The following is a 17,100-nucleotide window of genomic DNA, read 5'->3' as shown; positions in this document are numbered from 1 at the left end:
TTTAGGAGCAGAGCTTCCCGCAGGGGTTGATGTGCAGCTTAGCCGGCTACCAGCACGCGGATGGCCTCAAGGCGCAGCGCCGCCTTGTCGAGCATGGCCAGGCCTTGCTCGCGCTGGGTGCGCAGGGCTTGCAGCTCACTGTCACGTACGGTCGGGTTGACCGCTTGCAAGGCAGTCAGGCGCGCCAACTCTTCATCGGTTTCTGCCGCCAGGCGGCGCTGGGCCTCGGCCACACGTTCGGCATGCCGTGGGGCGACCTTGGCTTCGCCGGCGTTGATACGCGGGGTCAGCTGGTCGCGCTGGGCCTGGATGAACTTGTTGGCGCTGGCCTTGGGCACGCTCTCGAGCTGGTCGTTGAGGGTCTCGAAAGACACCCGTCCAGCCAGGTCGTTACCATTGGCATCCAGCAGGCAGCGCAATGCCGCCGGTGGCAGGTAGCGGCCCAATTGCAGCGAGCGTGGCGCCACCACTTCACTCACATACAGCAGTTCGAGCAGCACCGTGCCTGGCTTGAGGGCCTTGTTCTTGATCAGCGCGACGGCGGTGTTGCCCATCGAACCAGCCAGTACCAGGTCCATGCCACCCTGCACCATGGGGTGTTCCCAAGTGATGAACTGCATGTCTTCGCGGGACAGCGCCTGATGACGATCGTAGGTGATGGTCACGCCTTCGTCGTCACCCAGCGGGAAGCTGGCGTCGAGCATTTTTTCGCTGGGCTTGAGGATCAGCGCGTTCTCGGAGTGATCTTCGCTGTCGATGCCGAAGGCGTCGAACAGGGTTTCCATATAGATCGGCAGGGCGAACTGATCGTCTTGCTCCTCGATGGCCTCGACCAGGGCCTGGCCTTCGCCGGCGCCACCGGAGTTGAGCTCCAGCAGGCGGTCGCGACCGCCATGCAGCTCGGCCTCCAGGCGCACGCGTTCAGCGAGGGCTTCGTCAACCAGCACTTGCCAGGCTTCGTCGTCACCTTCATCCAGCAGTGGCAGCAGGCGTGGGCCGAACTGGTGCTGCAGGGCGTTGCCGGTCGGGCAGGTATTGAGGAAAGCGTTGAGGGCCTGGTGATACCACTGGAACAGGCGCTCTTGCGGGCTGTTCTGCAGATAGGGCACGTGCAGCTCGATGATGTGCTTCTGGCCGATCCGGTCGAGACGGCCGATGCGCTGTTCGAGGAGATCGGGGTGCGCCGGCAGGTCGAACATCACCAAGTGATGGGCGAACTGGAAGTTGCGACCTTCGGAGCCGATCTCCGAACAGATCAGCACCTGGGCGCCAAACTCCTCGTCGGCAAAGTAGGCTGCGGCGCGGTCGCGCTCCAGAATGCTCATGCCTTCATGGAAGGTGGTGGTCGGAATGCCGGAGCGCACGCGCAGGGCGTCTTCGAGGTCCATGGCGGTTTCGGCATGGGCGCAGATGACCAGGACCTTGACGCGCTTGAGCATCTTCAGAGTATCGATCAGCCACTCGACCCGTGGGTCGAAGCGCCACCAGCGGGTTTCTTCGCTGCTGTCGGCCTGCGCCTGGAAGGCCACTTCCGGATACAGCTCGGCCTTTTCGCCAATCGGCAGTTCGAGGTATTCATCCGGGCAGGTCAACGGGTACGGGTGCAGCTTGCGCTCGGGGAAGCCTTGCACGGCGGCGCGGGTGTTGCGGAACAGCACGCGGCCGGTGCCGTGGCGGTCGAGCAATTCGCGGATCAGACGCGCGCTGGCTTCGGCGTCGCCATCGTTGACCGCGGCCAGCAGGGCATCGCCCTCGGCACCCAGGAAGCCCTGGATGGTGCTGTGCGCGCCAGGCGACAGGCGACCTTGTTCGAGCAGTTCCTGCACAGCTTCGGCCACTGGGCGATAGTTTTCGCTCTCGGCGCGGAAGGCAGCCAGGTCGTGGAAACGGTTGGGATCGAGCAGGCGCAGGCGCGCGAAGTGGCTGTCCTGGCCCAGTTGTTCCGGAGTCGCGGTGAGCAGCAGTACGCCAGGGATGACCTCGGCAAGCTGTTCGACCAGCGAATATTGCGGGCTGGCCTTTTCTTCATGCCACACCAGGTGGTGCGCCTCGTCGACCACCAGCAGGTCCCAGCCTGCGGCGAACACGGCATCTTGAGCTTTTTCGTCTTCGGTCAGCCACTCCAGCGAAACCAGCGCCAGTTGCGCGTCTTCGAAGGGGTTGCTCGCGTCGCTCTCGATAAACCGTTCGGCGTCGAACAGGGCAACCTGCAGGTTGAAACGCCTACGCATTTCAACCAGCCATTGGTGCTGGAGGTTTTCCGGGACCAGGATCAGTACCCGATTGGCGCGCCCCGACAGCAACTGGCGATGGATCACCAGGCCGGCCTCGATGGTCTTGCCCAGGCCTACTTCGTCGGCCAGCAGTACCCGCGGGGCGATACGGTCGGCCACTTCGCGGGCAATGTGCAATTGGTGAGCGATCGGTTGCGCGCGCACGCCACCCAGGCCCCAGAGCGAGGACTGCAATTGCTTGCTGGTGTGTTCGAGCGTGTTGTAGCGCAGCGAGAACCAAGGCAACGGGTCGATCTGCCCGGCGAACAGGCGGTCACTGGCCAGGCGGAACTGAATGAAGTTGGAGAGCTGGGTTTCCGGCAGCACGCAGGTCTGGTTCTGGCTGTTGAGGCCATGATAGACCAGCAGGCCGTCGACGTCCTCGACCTCGACGACCGTGAGCTTCCAGTTCTCGAAGTGCGTGATGACGTCGCCTGGCGAAAACCGCACTCGGGTGAGCGGGGCGTTGCGCAGGGCGTATTGGCGGGTCTCGCCAGTCGCCGGATAGAGTACGGTCAACAAGCGGCCGTCCTGTGCCAGAACGGTGCCTAGACCTAACTCGGCTTCGCTGTCGCTGATCCAGCGTTGCCCCGGTTGATACTGCTGCGCCATGCTGCCTGACTCCCGCCCTAAAAAGCCGACTATTCTAACGGATAGGGACCCCGAGGGCCAAAGACTCTGGTCAGAAACATGGCAATGAGCTCGGTTATCTGCTGTCGGAGTGGGGCCCTGCCCACTGATGGGGCTGTGCGGTGCCCCGGCTGACGCCTTCGCGAGCGAAGCCCGCGCCTGCAGGAAGCGACCGGCGGTGCAGTGAAAGTGTGATCCAGGTAACGATATTGATACAAGGTGCGACAAATAGACTCAAGTCGCCTCATGCGCTGCCGACAGCCTTGGCGACAGGAGACCTAAACGATGATACCGCCCCATTTACCGATCAGCGCCTTGCCCGTGACGTCGCAACTGGATCCCGTGCGCCAGCCGCCCGCGATCCCTCCGGTGGCGCCGGTTCAGGCCAGTCCGGGGAATCCGACGCTCGAATTTCGTCAGCGCGATCAGGACGAGACCGCGCAGCGCCTGCATGAAGAATTCCAGCGCCAATATCGCGAGCGGCGCGGGGAGGGCGAGGAAGAGGAGCACGCCGAGCCCGAGGAGCCTGAGGCCTATCTGCCGATGCCCGGCTACGAACTCAACCCCGATGACACGGTGCCGGTGGCGCCGCTGATCGACAACGAGCCGCGCCAGGGCCTGTTGATCAATATCGAGGTCTGACGGCGGGGCTGGTCAGCGGCCCGAGCAGCCCGCATTATGAGTGCATCCCGAAATCGAAAACCGATGTGCGATGACCATGAGCGATGACCCGAACCTGATCGACTTTTCTGCCGAACGCGCCAAGCGCGTGCATGACCTCAACGAAAAACGCCTGAAGGAAGTCCGTCAGGCGTTCGAGCAGGCGCTGCCGCTGGGCAAAGGCGCCAAGAAAGCGAAAAAGAAACCAAAGAAGAAATGACCCGTGGTCACCTTGATCCAGGTCAATGTCGCCCCGCTGCCCTGCGGTTATTCTTGCCCCATGCACTCGCAAACAGGCACGCAAGGCATTCGGGGCGACTTCGGTCGCCTTTTTTTTCGTCTGGATTTTAGTGCCGATCAACCGACCTGAATCGCCGGCAGCGTCGCCAAGGTCACGGTCTGCTGCTTGCGCGGCGCGAGGATTTCCGCTTCGCCGTCCACCACCAGCTCATCGCGCTGATTGAAGACGCGAGTAGCGATGCGCACGCGAAATTTCGGCAGTTTTTCGAGAATTTCCAGGCGCACGGTCAGGGTGTCGCCCAGTTTGACTGGCTTCTGGAAGGTCATCTGCTGGCCCAGGTAGATGGTCCCCGGCCCAGGCAGTTCGCAGGCCACTGCCGCGCTGATCAGGGCGCCGCTGAACATGCCGTGGGCGATGCGCTCCTTGAACATGGTGGCGGCGGCGAATTCGGCATCCAGGTGCACGGGGTTGCAGTCACCCGACATGGCGGCGAACAACAGGATGTCACGTTCCTCGACGGTCTTGCTGAAGCTGGCGGTCTGGCCGACTTCAAGCGCTTCGTAGGGCGTGTTGGTGACTTGGGTCATGGAGAAGAATCCTTCGCTGAACGTGAAAAGCCGCGATGCACCGTGCATCAGGTGGACACGGTAGTGGCAGCGGTGACGAAATTGCTTTGAATGGTTGAGACGTCCGACCAAGCGCAGTGGAGCACATTGGCGATGCCTCTATATTAAATAGATTCACGATGTTAATAGTGAAGCATTGCCTGTGGGACTGTTCGTGCTGACCTGCTAACGTCCTGAACGCTGCGCTGTGCTTGCCCTGCATGGGGTTCGGCAGGTGTCTGCGCGGCCTGAGGACAATAATAATGAATGCCGATTTCTGGAACGACAAACGCCCTGCCGGTGTGGACTCGTCCATCGACTTGACTGCCTATCGCTCCGTGGTCGAGGTCTTCGATCGCTCCTGTGAACGCTTTGCCCAGCGCCCGGCGTTCAGCAATCTGGGTGTAACGCTCGATTACGCCCAGCTCCAGGCTCACGCCCGTGCCTTCGCCGGCTGGTTGCAGCAGCACACCTCGCTGCGCCCCGGTGACCGCATCGCCATTCAGATGCCCAACGTGTTGCAGTACCCCATCGCCGTGTTCGGTGCGCTGCTGGCCGGGCTGGTGGTGGTCAATACCAACCCGCTGTACACCGTGCGCGAGATGCGCCACCAGTTCAAGGATGCCGGGGTGCGCGCGCTGGTCTACCTCAACCTGTTTGGCGACAAGGTCGAGCAGGTGTTGGATGACACGGATATCGAATTTCTCATCGAGGCAAGGATGGGCGACCTGCTGCCGGCGCCCAAAAGCTGGCTGGTCAATCTGCTGGTGGCCAAGGTGAAGAAAATGGTACCGCTCTATCACCTGCCGCAGGCCGTCAGGTTTCGCCAGGTGCTCCACGCGCAACTACAGGCCGTTGCGGTAGCGGTCGGCCAGGATGACACCGCGGTACTGCAATACACCGGCGGTACCACCGGTCAGGCCAAAGGCGCGATGCTCACCCACGGCAACCTGATTGCCAACATGCTGCAGGTGCAGGCCTGTTTTTCCCAGCGGGGCGAAGGCGGCGAGCGGATGATCGAGCCGGGGCAGGAGGTGATGATCGCGCCGCTGCCGCTGTATCACGTGTATGCCTTCACGGCCAACTGCATGTGCATGATGGCCAGCGGCAATCACAACGTGCTGATCACCAACCCGCGGGATATCGGCGGCTTTATCAAGGAACTGAAAAAGTGGCGGTTCACCGGGCTGCTGGGGCTCAACACCTTGTTCGTCGCCTTGATGGACCACCCGCAATTTAGCAGCCTGGATTTCTCCTCGCTGAAGGTCACCAATTCCGGTGGTACGGCGTTGTCCACCGCCACGGCCGAGCGCTGGGAGGCGCTGACCGGTTGCCGTATCGTCGAAGGCTATGGCTTGACCGAGACCTCTCCCGTAGCCTGCGCCAACCCCTATGGCCCCAGCGCGCAATTGGGCTCGGTGGGTATCCCGCTGCCGGGCACTGCCGTCAAGGTCATCGATGACCAGGGCGTCGAGCTGGCGCTGGGCGAGCGCGGCGAGTTGTGCATCCAGGGCCCGCAGGTGATGAAGGGCTATTGGAACAATCCCCAGGCGAGCGCCGACACTCTGGACAGCGACGGCTGGTTGAAGACCGGTGACATCGCCATCATCAGCAGCGACGGCTTCGTGCGCATCGTCGACCGCAAGAAGGACATGATCATCGTCTCGGGCTTCAACGTGTACCCCAACGAAGTCGAAGAGGTGGTGATGGGCCATCCCAATGTCGCCAGCTGCGCCGCCATCGGCGTTGCGGACTCGCGTACCGGCGAGGCGGTCAAGCTGTTCGTGGTGCCGCGCGGGGCGGGGCTCGACCTCGAGGAGTTGAAGCAGTTCTGCAAGGCTAACCTCACCGGCTACAAGGTCCCGCACCAGATCGTCCTGCGCGAGAGCCTGCCGATGACGGCGGTGGGCAAGATCCTGCGTCGGGAGCTGCGGGATGAAGGTTGACTGCTTGCATGCTCGTAATGGGTAGGGCCGGGCAGAGCCCGGTCCTACAGTGTGGTGCTTTTACTTTAAATATGACCAGATATTAATATTTGGTTCCGAATATGACCATTAAGCCCTGCTCGGCCCTCTGGTGGCCGTTTTGCAAAGCTGCTACTCTCGGCCGCGCTTTGGCTCTATCTCGCTGTTGTGGGAGAGGCCGAACGACACTTTTAATAATAGCCGCATCAAATGCGGTGAGTCTTTGCAGTGGCTGGAGGAGCGGGGTTCGATGATCGACAACTTCTGGAAGGACAAATATCCGGTGGGCATCGCCGCCGATATCGATCCGGATCAGTATCCGAATATCCAGGCAGTGTTGCAGCAGTCCTGCCAGCGTTTCGCCGACAAGCCGGCGTTCACCAACCTGGGCAAGACCCTCACCTACGGCGAGCTCTACGAGCTGTCCGGCGCCTTTGCGGCTTACCTGCAACAGCACACCGATCTGCAGCCCGGCGATCGCATCGCCGTGCAGTTGCCCAACGTGTTGCAGTATCCGGTGGCGGTATTCGGCGCTATCCGTGCCGGGCTGATCGTGGTCAACACCAACCCGCTGTACACCGCGCGGGAAATGGAACACCAGTTCAACGATTCCGGCGCCAAGGCGCTGGTGTGCCTGGCCAACATGGCGCATCTGGCACAGAACGTGGTGCCCAAGACCAAGGTCAAGCACATCATCGTCACTGAAGTGGCCGATCTGCTGGCGCCGCTCAAGCGCCTGCTGGTCAACAGCGTCATCAAGTACGTGAAGAAAATGGTGCCGCCGTACCACCTGCCCACCGCCGTGCGTTTCAACGACGTGTTGCGCAAGGGCCATGGCCATGCGGTGCGCGAAGCCAATCCGCAGCATGACGATGTAGCCGTGCTGCAGTACACCGGGGGGACCACCGGTATTGCCAAGGGCGCGATGCTCACCCATCGCAACCTCATCGCCAACATGTTGCAGTGCAAGGCGCTGATGGCCTCCAACCTCAACGAAGGTTGCGAGGTGGTCATCACGCCATTGCCGCTCTACCACATCTACGCGTTCACCTTCCATTGCATGGCCATGATGTTGATCGGTAATCACAACATCCTGATCAGCAACCCGCGGGACCTGCCAGCGATGGTCAAGGAACTGTCGAAATGGAAGTTCAGCGCCTTCATCGGCCTCAACACGCTGTTCGTGGCGCTGTGCAACAACGCTGAATTCCGCGCGCTGAACTTTTCCTCGTTGAAGGTCACCCTGTCGGGCGGGATGGCCTTGCAGCTGGCCGCCGCTGAACGCTGGCGGGAAATCACCGGTTGCCCTATCTGCGAAGGTTACGGCATGACCGAAACCAGCCCGGTGGCGAGCGTCAACCCGATCCAGAAGATTCAGGTCGGCACCATCGGCATTCCGGTACCCTCGACGCTGTGCAAGGTGGTCGACGACAGCGGTCAGGAATTGTCCTTCGGTGAAATCGGCGAGCTGTGCATCAAGGGCCCGCAGGTAATGAAGGGCTACTGGCAGCGCCAGGAGGCAACCGACGAAATCCTCGACAGCGAAGGGTGGCTGAAGACCGGTGATATCGCCTTGATCCAGGAAGATGGCTACATGCGCATCGTCGATCGCAAAAAGGACATGATCCTGGTCTCGGGTTTCAACGTGTATCCCAACGAGCTCGAAGATGTACTGGCTTCGCTGCCAGGCGTGCTGCAGTGCGCGGCCATCGGTATTCCGGACGAAAAATCCGGCGAAGTCATCAAGATTTTCGTGGTGGTACGCCCGGGCATGACCCTGACCAAGGAGCAGGTCATGGAGCACATGCGCGCCAACGTCACCGGCTACAAGGTGCCCAAGTCCGTGGAGTTCCGCGACGCGCTGCCGACCACCAACGTCGGCAAGATCCTGCGCCGCGAGCTGCGCGACGAAGAGCTGCGCAAGCTGGGGCTGAAGAAGATCGCTTGATCGGATCGTGCGGCGATGCGCAGGGCCTCTTCGCGAGCAAAGCTCGCTCCCACGATAGTACGGTATACACCTGTGGGAGCAGGGGCGCGCGTTCGGCGGCGAAGAGGCCGGTACAGCCTGCGCACATTCCCCCATGCCCACGTCACCGGGCATTTCTGCGATAATGCCCGATCACGGTGAAATGCCCTCCTGTAGAAGACTCCGACGTACCTGATGACCCTCCAGACTCCCGCTACCGGCGACCTGCTCAATACCCTCGACCATGCCATGATCGGCGATCGCAACCGCCTGCGACGCCAATTGCTGGAACTGCGCAAAAAGCCCGATGAAGGCAAGCTGGCGCAGTGGGTCGAGAAACTGCAGGCCTCGTGCGCCCGGGTCACGGCGCGGCGCGACAGCGTGCCGACGATTCGCTACGACGACAATCTGCCGATCGCCGCCAAGCGCGACGAGATCAAGAAGCTGCTGTCCGAGCACCAGGTGCTGATCATCGCCGGCGAGACCGGCTCGGGCAAAACCACCCAGTTACCGAAGATCTGCCTGGAACTGGGCCGCGGCCAACATGGCCAGATCGCCCACACCCAGCCTCGACGGATCGCCGCACGCAGCGTCGCCGCACGAGTCGCCGAAGAACTCGCCACCCCGCTGGGGGGGCTGGTGGGCTATCAAGTACGCTTCGAAGACCAGAGCGACAGCAATACCCTGGTCAAGCTGATGACCGATGGCATCCTGCTGGCCGAAACCCAGCACGACCGCTTTCTGGAGCGCTACGACACTATCATCGTCGACGAAGCCCACGAGCGCAGCCTCAACATCGATTTCCTCCTCGGCTTCCTCAAGACCTTGCTGCCACGCCGCCCGGACCTGAAAGTCATCATCACCTCGGCGACCATCGACCTGGAGCGGTTTTCCGAGCACTTCGACAAGGCGCCGATCATCGAGGTGTCCGGCCGCACCTACCCGGTGGACACCTGGTACCGGCCGCTGACCAGCGAGCAGGACGAGGAGGGCAACAGCGTCGAGGAAGACCTCAGCGTCGACCAGGCAATCATCGCCACGCTCGATGAAATCGCCCACTTCGAACGCAGCAACGGCAAAAGCCCGGGCGACGTGCTGGTGTTTCTGCCCGGCGAGCGGGAAATTCGCGATGCGGCCGACATGCTGCGCAAGGCGCAACTCAAGCACACCGAAATCCTGCCGTTGTACGCGCGGTTATCGCCGGCCGAACAGCAGCGCATCTTCCAATCGCATCCAGGTCGACGGGTGGTCCTGGCCACCAACGTCGCCGAAACCTCGCTGACCGTGCCCGGCATCCGCTACGTGATCGACAGCGGCACCGCGCGCATCAGCCGCTACAGTTACCGTGCCAAGGTCCAGCGCTTGCCGATCGAGGCGGTGTCCCAGGCCAGCGCCAACCAGCGCAAGGGTCGTTGCGGGCGGGTCGAGCCGGGCATTTGCGTGCGCCTGTACAGTGAAGAAGACTTCAACGCGCGGCCGGCCTTCACCGATCCCGAGATCCTGCGCACCAACCTGGCGGCCGTGATCCTGCAGATGCTGCACCTGCGCCTCGGCGCCATCGACGCCTTCCCGTTCATCGAGCCGCCGGATGGCAAGGCCATCACCGACGGCTTCAATCTGCTGCAAGAGCTCTCTGCGGTGACCCGCGACAATCAACTGACCCCCATGGGCCGGCAGTTGGCACGTTTGCCGGTGGACCCGCGTCTGGGGCGGATGCTGCTCGAAGCCGCGCAGCAAGGCAGCCTCCAGGAAGTGTTGATCGTCGCCAGTGCGCTGTCGGTGCAGGACCCGCGCGAGCGCCCACCCGAGCGCCAGCAAGCGGCGGACCAGGCCCACGCACAGTGGAAGGACGCCGATTCGGATTTCGCTGCATTGGTCAATCTGTGGCGCGGCTTTGAAGAGCAGCGTCTGGCCCTGACCGCCAGCCCGCTGCGCAACTGGTGCCGCAAGAATTTCCTCAACTACCTGCGTCTGCGCGAGTGGCGCGATGCCCACCGCCAGCTCGGGCTGATCTGTCGCGACCTGCAGCTGACCGTCAACAAGGACCCGGCCGATCATCCCAGAATGCACAAGGCGATCCTTTCCGGCCTGCTCAGCCAGATCGGCCAGAAAACCGAAGAAGGTGATTACCTTGGCGCTCGCCAACGGCGCTTCTGGATTCATCCGTCGTCAGGTATTGGCCGCAAACGTCCGCAATGGTTGATGGCCGCCGAGTTGATGGAAACCACCAAGTTGTACGCGCGGATGGTGGCCAAGATCGAACCGGACTGGATCGAGCCCCTGGCGCGCCATCTGGTCAAGACCAACCACTTCGAGCCGCACTGGGAGAAAAAGCGCGGCCAGGTGGTGGCCTTCGAACAGGTCACGCTGTACGGCCTGATCATCATCGGTCGGCGGCCGGTGCATTTCGGCCCGGTGGATCCGGTCGCCTCGCGCGAACTGTTCATCCGCGAAGGCCTGGTGCGTGGCGAGATCCAGTCGCGGGCACGCTGCCTGAGCGCCAATCGCGAATTGCTCGAGCAGCTTGATGCACTGGAAGCCAAGGCGCGCCGTCGCGATATCCTCGCCGACGAAGAGACCCTCTACGCCTATTACGACGCGCGGGTACCGGCGCAGATTCACCAGACGGCCACCTTCGACAGCTGGTACAAGGTCACCAGCCAGAAAGACCCGCACTTGCTGATCATGCGCGCCGAAGACGTGCTGGCGCGCGAGGCCAGCGAAGTCACCGCCGCGCAGTACCCCGATACCCTGCGCCTGGGCGACCTGACCCTGGCCCTGAGCTATCATTTCGAGCCCAACCATGCCCGTGATGGCGTGACCCTGACCGTGCCCGCGCCGCTGTTGCCTTCGCTGCCAGGCGAGCGCCTGGAATGGCTGGTGCCTGGCCTGATCGAGGCCAAGTGCATCGCCCTGGTGCGCAACCTGCCCAAGGCGTTGCGCAAGAACTTCGTGCCGGTGCCGGATTTCGTCAAGGCCGCTTTGCAGCGCATGACCTTCGCCGAGGGCTCGCTGCCGCAGGCGCTGGGCCGCGAGTTGCTGCGGATGACGGGCGCGCGGGTCAGCGATGAGGCTTGGGCCGAGTCCGAGCAGCAGGTCGAAAGCCACCTGCGCATGAACCTCGAAGTGCTCGACGGCGCGGGCAAATTTCTCGGCGAAGGGCGCGATCTGGCCGAGCTGACCGCGCGTTTCGCCCAAGCCAGCCAAGCGGCGCTGGCGGTACCGCGACGGCAAAAAACCAGAAGCCGGTGGAGGCCAAAGTCTTCGCCGCCGTGGCCGAGACCACCCAGCAGAACATCGCCGGGTTGTCGCTGACGGTGTATCCGGCGCTGGTAGAAGAAGGCGGTACGGTCAAGGAAGGGCGTTTCTCCACTGCCGCCGAAGCCGAATTCCAGCATCGTCGCGCGCTGCAACGCCTGCTGTTGCAGCAGCTGGCGGAACCGGCGAAGTTCCTGCGCGGCAAGCTGCCGGGGCTGACCGAGCTAGGCCTGATGTATCGCGACTTGGGGCGCATCGACGCGCTTGTGGAGGACATCCTGCTGGCCAGCCTCGACAGTTGCGTGCTCGAGGGCGAGCCCATCCTGCCCCGCGACGGTGCCGGGCTGCTGTCGCTGGCCGAGCGCAAGCGCGGTGCCTGGGCCGAGCATGCCGAACGCCTGGCACGCTTGAGCCTGGAGATTCTCAAGCTGTGGCACGGGCTGCAAAAACGCTTCAAGGGCAAGATCGATCTGGCCCAGGCCGTGGCCTTGAACGATATCAAGCAGCAGTTGGGCAACCTGGTCTATCCGGGGTTCGTGCGTGAAACGCCTGGGCTGTGGCTCAAGGAGCTGCCACGGTTCCTCAAGGCCATCGAACTACGCCTCGAAAAACTGCCGGCCCAGGTGCAGAAGGATCGGGTCTGGAGTGGCGAGCTGTCCGGTTATTGGGCGCAATATGCCACGCGCCTGGACAAGCACCGCCAGGAGGGCAAGCGTGATCCGCAGTTGGAGCTGTTTCGCTGGTGGCTGGAGGAGTACCGGGTGTCGCTCTTCGGCCAGCAGTTGGGCACCAAGGTGCCGGTATCCGACAAGCGTCTGAGCAAGCAGTGGAGCCAGGTGGAAGCCTGACCCCCCTGCAGGCAAGCCGGGGGCGCCAGGGTTCAGGCAAACAGGCGAGTCGCGTAGGGCATGGCTGCGCGGTCGGTGTAGCCGACGGCGAGGAGCTTGCCGTCGGGTTGGGCAATCACGCTGGCGCCAATGGCGTCGAGAGTATCCAGACGGGCAACGCCCGCGACACCGAACTCGGGGTCGACGCTGCCATCCGCCATGAGGCGGGTGACCATGGCGCGCAGATAGCCCGATTGCATGTCCAGATAATCACCAATGAAAAACAGACGTCCTCGCGCGTCGATTCCCGCGTAAGTCAGGGCGGAGTAAGCGAGCCCCGGGATGTAGGCACCGTTGTCGCCAAAGTCGTCATCCTGCACACCGCCGGCGCTGAAGCGCACAACGATGGCCCGCACACTGCTGCCGACACCGACGCCGAACAGTTCGCCTTGATCATCAACGACCAGATCGTTGATACGGAAGGCCTGACGGGTCAGGGCGAAGCCGTTGTCAGTGCCAAAGCCTGGATCCTTTATGCCGGCGTAGTCGACGCGGACGGCCAGCGCGGGATTGCTGCCTCCTGCGGCGCCGCCGGCCACATAGATCCAGTTTTCCTGCACGGCGATGGAGCGCAGCAACACGCTGTAGTCGTCCGATTGCAGCGCCGCCACACCTTGGTCGGCAAACGCTGCGTCCAGCCGACCTTCGGCGGTGATACAGAAGATCAGGCCGGCCAACCGAGGAGAATCGCCGACCCTTCCGGTAGCCACCACGTACAGCTTGCCGTGGGCCACACGCATGTCGAAGTTGACCTGATTGAAATCCTGCATCTGCCTGGACGGCGCCGCAAAGCGGGTATTGATGGCCAGGCCGGTAGTGCTGCACAGGGCCAGATTGGTTTCGAAGCGGATAGGGCCCATTGCGCATCGTGCCGTTGCCAGCACCTCGGCCAGCACCAACTGACCGGTGCCATTGAATCGCGTCACACGCTGGCCCTGTAGGTCATAGCATGCGATGGCGGGGGAATATTGGCCTGGTAGATATTCGGTCATGCCGCCGATCATGATGGTCTGGTCAAGGATCGCGACACGGCGACCTGGGGTGATGCCGTCGCCGACGTTGGAGCCGTAGCAGTCGCGAACGATACCTGCCGAGCCGAATGCCGGGTCGGCGATACCTTGATCGTCGATGACCGCCAAGGCGTACTCGCGCCCTTTGCTGAGAGCCAGGCAGGTGCGCGAGTGTTGCTGCCAATGGGTGACACCGTGCAATTGGAAACCATCCAGGCTCGCTAATACCGAGGCAGGATTGAAGCTGGCATCCGGGGTGCCGGGCAGGGCGTGCGGGTGGGTGTGATCGTGCATCAGGGGCATCCTTAATAGGTTCTAGGGTTCCATACCGGTGTGTGCCGGGCGGATGACTATTAAGTGCTCCGGGAGCCGTGCTTCCTATGGGGAAGTGATTCCCTGTTGACAGCCCTGGCGGCGCTCAAGGGGGCGCCAGATAGGCCGTCAATCGGGGCGGCGCTCAGTATTTTCTGGGGGAACAGCGTTGAGCGACGACCGACTCGGGCGGCGAACTTTGAAATTTACGGTAATAACATCCTGCTTTATGGACGACATCTACCGCTTTCTGGTGGGTGTAGTTTTGTAGGGCGGTTTTGCACAGGCGCGCGCATCGAAAGCGGATATGGCACACTTGGCAACTAATAACGAACAACATTGGCGTCATTCATAGAGGAACGATCGTGCATAACGTCGTCATCAGCGGTACCGGGCTCTACACCCCGGCCGACAGCATCTCCAACGAAGAACTCGTGGAGTCCTTCAACGCCTATGTGCACCAGTTCAACAGCGACAACGCCGCCGCCATCGAGCGCGGCGAGGTCGTCGCCCTCGGCGAATCCAGTGCACCGTTCATCGAGAAGGCCTCGGGTATCAAGAGCCGCTTCGTCATGGACAAGGCCGGCATTCTCGATCCCCAGCGGATGAAGCCACGGTTGCGTGAACGCAGCAACGATGAGCCGTCGATTCTGTGTGAAATGGCCACCGCCGCCGCCGAGCAGGCCTTGCAGCGTGCCGGCAAGACCGCCGCCGATATCGACGCGGTGATCGTCGCCTGTTCCAATCTGCAGCGCCCCTATCCAGCCGTTGCCATCGAAGTCCAGCAGGCGCTGGGTATTCAGGGTTTCGGCTTCGACATGAACGTCGCATGCTCCTCCGCCACCTTCGGCATCCAGACCGCCGCCAACAGCGTGCAACTGGGCCAGGCGCGGGCGGTGCTGGTGGTTGATCCAGAGATCTGCACCGGGCACCTGAACTTTCGCGACCGCGACAGCCATTTCATCTTTGGCGACGCAGCGACCGCCGTGGTGGTCGAGCGCGCCGATCTGGCGACCTCGGCGCATCAGTTCGATATCGTCAGCACCAAGCTGTTGACTCAGTTCTCCAACAACATTCGCAACAATTTCGGCTTCCTCAACCGCACAGCAGAAGAGGGCATCGATGCCATCGACAAGCTGTTCGTGCAGGAAGGCCGCAAGGTGTTTCGCGAAGTCTGCCCGATGGTCGCCGAGCTCATTGCTCAGCACCTGGCCGAGAACGACATCGAGGTCAGCACGGTGCGGCGCTTCTGGCTGCACCAGGCCAACCTCAGCATGAATCATCTGATCGTCAAGAAGCTGCTGGGGCGAGATGCCACGCTGGACGAGGCACCGGTGATTCTCGATACCTACGCCAATACCAGCTCGGCGGGTTCGGTGATTGCCTTGCACACGTATCAGGATGACTTGCAGGCTGGGGCGTTGGGCGTGCTGAGTTCTTTCGGGGCGGGATATTCGATCGGTAGCGTGATCTTGCGCAAGCGTTGAAGCGGCTGGCCTCTTTGCGAGCAAGCTTTGCTCCCACGCACTGGAACGGTGTGAACGGTGGGAGCAAGGCTTGCCCGCGAGGAGGCCGGCAAGCCTGTCGAGATGAACCTTAGAACTTGGCTTCCAGGTCCAGCTGCAGGGTGTTGACGTCGTCGTCGCGCTGCAGGTTCGCGGCACCGTTGGACTGGGTATTGGTCTTGGCCATGAAGTAAGTCACGCCCAAGCCGAAGTTCTTGTCGATGTCGTAGCCCAGTTTGATCTTGCTGCCGTGGGCGCCGGTGTAGCCGTTGCCGAAGTCGGAGTCGGTGAACGCGCCCACCACTGCGTTGTTTTCTACGCGGCGGTAGTTGTAGTCCAGCGAGAAGTCACCCAGCTTGGTTTTGACACCCACCAGGTAAGCTTTGTCGTCGCTGTCGACCGCTTGGCTGTTCTTCACGTATTGGCCATAGATCGCCAGTGGAATCGGCAGGTTCTTGATGTCGAGTTGACCAAAGCCTTCCCACAGACGGAAGTCTTCGTTGGCCACCGAGTTGCCGTTACGCGACAGCGCAGTATTGGCCGCAACGGTGCCGTTGTTGTCTTCGTTGTTGTAGGTATAGAGGCTGCCACCTACGGTCACGCCGACCGCATTGCCCAGGTTGAACTTGCCACCCAACTGACCGGCGTACAGGCTCAGGTCGTGGTTGTATTGATAGCCTTCGCCGTCAACGTTGTCGGTCAGGGTGTAGTAGCCCAGGCTGCCGAACAGCGATGCGTCTTTGCTCAGCGGCAGTTTGTAAGTGGCGGTGACGCCTTCAGGGTTGATGTCGCTATCCCAGATCACGTCGCCCATGCTCACCCACGGCTGGTTCATCTTGCCGCCGATCAGGTGCAGGTTGGGCACGGCAGTCGGGTGCCAGTCGAGATAGCCCAGGTCCAGCCACAGGGATTTCTTCGAGAAGTTGCCGTTCAGGTCCTGGTTGGTCGAGCGGGTGTCGTTGCTGCCACCGGTGGCGACGCGGATACCGGCGTCGACCTGCGGGTTGATCTCGCTGTACACACCCAGGCGGGCGCGGATGCGCTGGCGGTCGGCGATGCGATCACCGTCGGAGCTGGAGGAGCCGTGATCCTGGTCGATGTTTTCCTGGCGAACGCGCACGTCACCGTGAATCTGGGTCTTGGCGGCCCAGGCAACTTTCTGATCAAAAGCCGACAGTTCGGTCTTTTTCTGCGCGGCATCGGCGGCGGCTTGCTGTTGGTCCTTCGCCAGTTCGCCTTGCAGCTCGCTATATTGGGCGGGCGTGATCGAGCCGTTGGCCTTGAGCATTTCCAGCAGTTTGGCGTCGACAGCGGCATTGGCAGAAGCGCTGGCGGCGAGAATCAGACCGCCGCACAAACCTGCCGCAGTACGTTTAAATACGAAACCCATGTGTGAACTCCCCAACTCTAATACGGCGAAAAGCGCCTGAATGCACGCCGAGCGCAAGGCTCGGTCGCGTGGGGGTTTAGCACCCCCGGTTCTAAAAACAGGCGCCAGTATTGCGAGGGCTTATGACAGATAGATGGCGGTTTGATAGCAGAAAGATGAATCGGTTTAGCCCTCGAGAACACCGAACTAGAGCGGTTGCGTTGGTTTGTCGCAGGGTATTGAAAGTCGACGAAGTCAGGGAAACCGTGGCTTTCACGGATTTTTCACATGTGTGGGGAGGGGGCCCTCATGTCGTTTTCAGAAGCGTCTCGACGACAATTCGAGTTCCGTTGTCATAAATAATTAATTTACATAAATCTCCATAGCGTTTTCTTAATCCAGTTTCATTGGTGGCTGTAC

9 protein-coding genes and 1 pseudogene are annotated in these 17,100 nt (G+C 61.9%); 6 read left to right on the top strand and 4 right to left on the bottom strand.

Going from position 1 to position 17,100, the window contains the following annotated elements; translation table 11 throughout:
* Window positions 1–38: 38 nt before the first annotated feature.
* The gene (gene rapA / locus REH34_RS07950; protein WP_226505097.1) at window positions 39–2,885 is read right to left on the bottom strand and encodes an RNA polymerase-associated protein RapA; all 2,847 of its coding nucleotides are present in this window, start codon (window positions 2,883–2,885) and stop codon (window positions 39–41) included.
* 303 nt (window positions 2,886–3,188) lie between these two features.
* Between rapA and REH34_RS07945 the strand changes: the two genes are divergently transcribed.
* Complete coding sequence (locus REH34_RS07945) at window positions 3,189–3,545, top strand: aspartate-semialdehyde dehydrogenase (protein WP_226505098.1); 357 nt, start codon at window positions 3,189–3,191, stop codon at window positions 3,543–3,545.
* A gap of 76 nt (window positions 3,546–3,621) precedes the next feature.
* Window positions 3,622–3,783, top strand: a complete 162-nt coding sequence (locus tag REH34_RS07940; protein WP_226505099.1) for a hypothetical protein — start codon at window positions 3,622–3,624, stop codon at window positions 3,781–3,783.
* Window positions 3,784–3,920: 137 nt separating this feature from the next.
* Here the strand turns inward: REH34_RS07940 and REH34_RS07935 are convergent, their stop codons facing one another.
* Window positions 3,921–4,391 (bottom strand): MaoC family dehydratase, encoded by a 471-nt coding sequence (locus REH34_RS07935; RefSeq protein ID WP_226505100.1) that lies wholly within the window; start codon window positions 4,389–4,391, stop codon window positions 3,921–3,923.
* A 281-nt stretch (window positions 4,392–4,672) separates the two neighbouring features.
* Here REH34_RS07935 and REH34_RS07930 point away from each other — a divergent pair, with 281 nt between their 5' ends.
* The 3 genes and pseudogenes from REH34_RS07930 (at window position 4,673) to hrpA (ending at window position 12,445) form a co-directional block, all read left to right on the top strand.
* Entirely contained in the window at window positions 4,673–6,355 is a 1,683-nt protein-coding gene (locus REH34_RS07930; protein ID WP_311971318.1) for a long-chain-fatty-acid--CoA ligase, read from the top strand.
* A 268-nt stretch (window positions 6,356–6,623) separates the two neighbouring features.
* Window positions 6,624–8,321 carry a long-chain-fatty-acid--CoA ligase FadD1 gene (gene fadD1, locus REH34_RS07925; RefSeq protein ID WP_226505102.1) on the top strand — a complete coding sequence of 566 codons (1,698 nt, stop codon included), beginning with the start codon at window positions 6,624–6,626 and terminating at the stop codon, window positions 8,319–8,321.
* Between the two features lie 213 nt (window positions 8,322–8,534).
* Window positions 8,535–12,445 (top strand): annotated as a pseudogene (hrpA, locus tag REH34_RS07920) (ATP-dependent RNA helicase HrpA).
* 32 nt (window positions 12,446–12,477) lie between these two features.
* Here hrpA and REH34_RS07915 read toward each other — a convergent pair.
* Window positions 12,478–13,788, bottom strand: coding sequence for a hypothetical protein (locus tag REH34_RS07915; RefSeq protein ID WP_311971317.1), 1,311 nt, complete (start codon window positions 13,786–13,788; stop codon window positions 12,478–12,480).
* 383 nt (window positions 13,789–14,171) lie between these two features.
* Between REH34_RS07915 and REH34_RS07910 the strand changes: the two genes are divergently transcribed.
* Window positions 14,172–15,293, top strand: a complete 1,122-nt coding sequence (locus REH34_RS07910) for a beta-ketoacyl-ACP synthase III (RefSeq protein WP_311971316.1) — start codon at window positions 14,172–14,174, stop codon at window positions 15,291–15,293.
* A 109-nt stretch (window positions 15,294–15,402) separates the two neighbouring features.
* Here the strand turns inward: REH34_RS07910 and REH34_RS07905 are convergent, their stop codons facing one another.
* The gene (locus REH34_RS07905; RefSeq protein ID WP_311971315.1) at window positions 15,403–16,701 is read right to left on the bottom strand and encodes a putative porin; all 1,299 of its coding nucleotides are present in this window, start codon (window positions 16,699–16,701) and stop codon (window positions 15,403–15,405) included.
* Between the last annotated feature and the right edge of the window lie 399 nt (window positions 16,702–17,100).

This window comes from Pseudomonas baltica, from assembly GCF_031880315.1.
Classification (GTDB): Bacteria; Pseudomonadota; Gammaproteobacteria; order Pseudomonadales; family Pseudomonadaceae; genus Aquipseudomonas.
This window is presented reverse-complemented; position numbering and strand designations above follow the sequence as displayed.

Coding starts and splice junctions, on each gene's coding strand:
- rapA (WP_226505097.1), bottom strand. CDS start 2,885: ATGGCGCAGCAGTATCAACCGGGGCAACGCTGGATCAGCGACAGCGAA.
- REH34_RS07945 (WP_226505098.1), top strand. CDS start 3,189: ATGATACCGCCCCATTTACCGATCAGCGCCTTGCCCGTGACGTCGCAA.
- REH34_RS07940 (WP_226505099.1), top strand. CDS start 3,622: ATGAGCGATGACCCGAACCTGATCGACTTTTCTGCCGAACGCGCCAAG.
- REH34_RS07935 (WP_226505100.1), bottom strand. CDS start 4,391: ATGACCCAAGTCACCAACACGCCCTACGAAGCGCTTGAAGTCGGCCAG.
- REH34_RS07930 (WP_311971318.1), top strand. CDS start 4,673: ATGAATGCCGATTTCTGGAACGACAAACGCCCTGCCGGTGTGGACTCG.
- fadD1 (WP_226505102.1), top strand. CDS start 6,624: ATGATCGACAACTTCTGGAAGGACAAATATCCGGTGGGCATCGCCGCC.
- REH34_RS07915 (WP_311971317.1), bottom strand. CDS start 13,788: ATGCACGATCACACCCACCCGCACGCCCTGCCCGGCACCCCGGATGCC.
- REH34_RS07905 (WP_311971315.1), bottom strand. CDS start 16,701: ATGGGTTTCGTATTTAAACGTACTGCGGCAGGTTTGTGCGGCGGTCTG.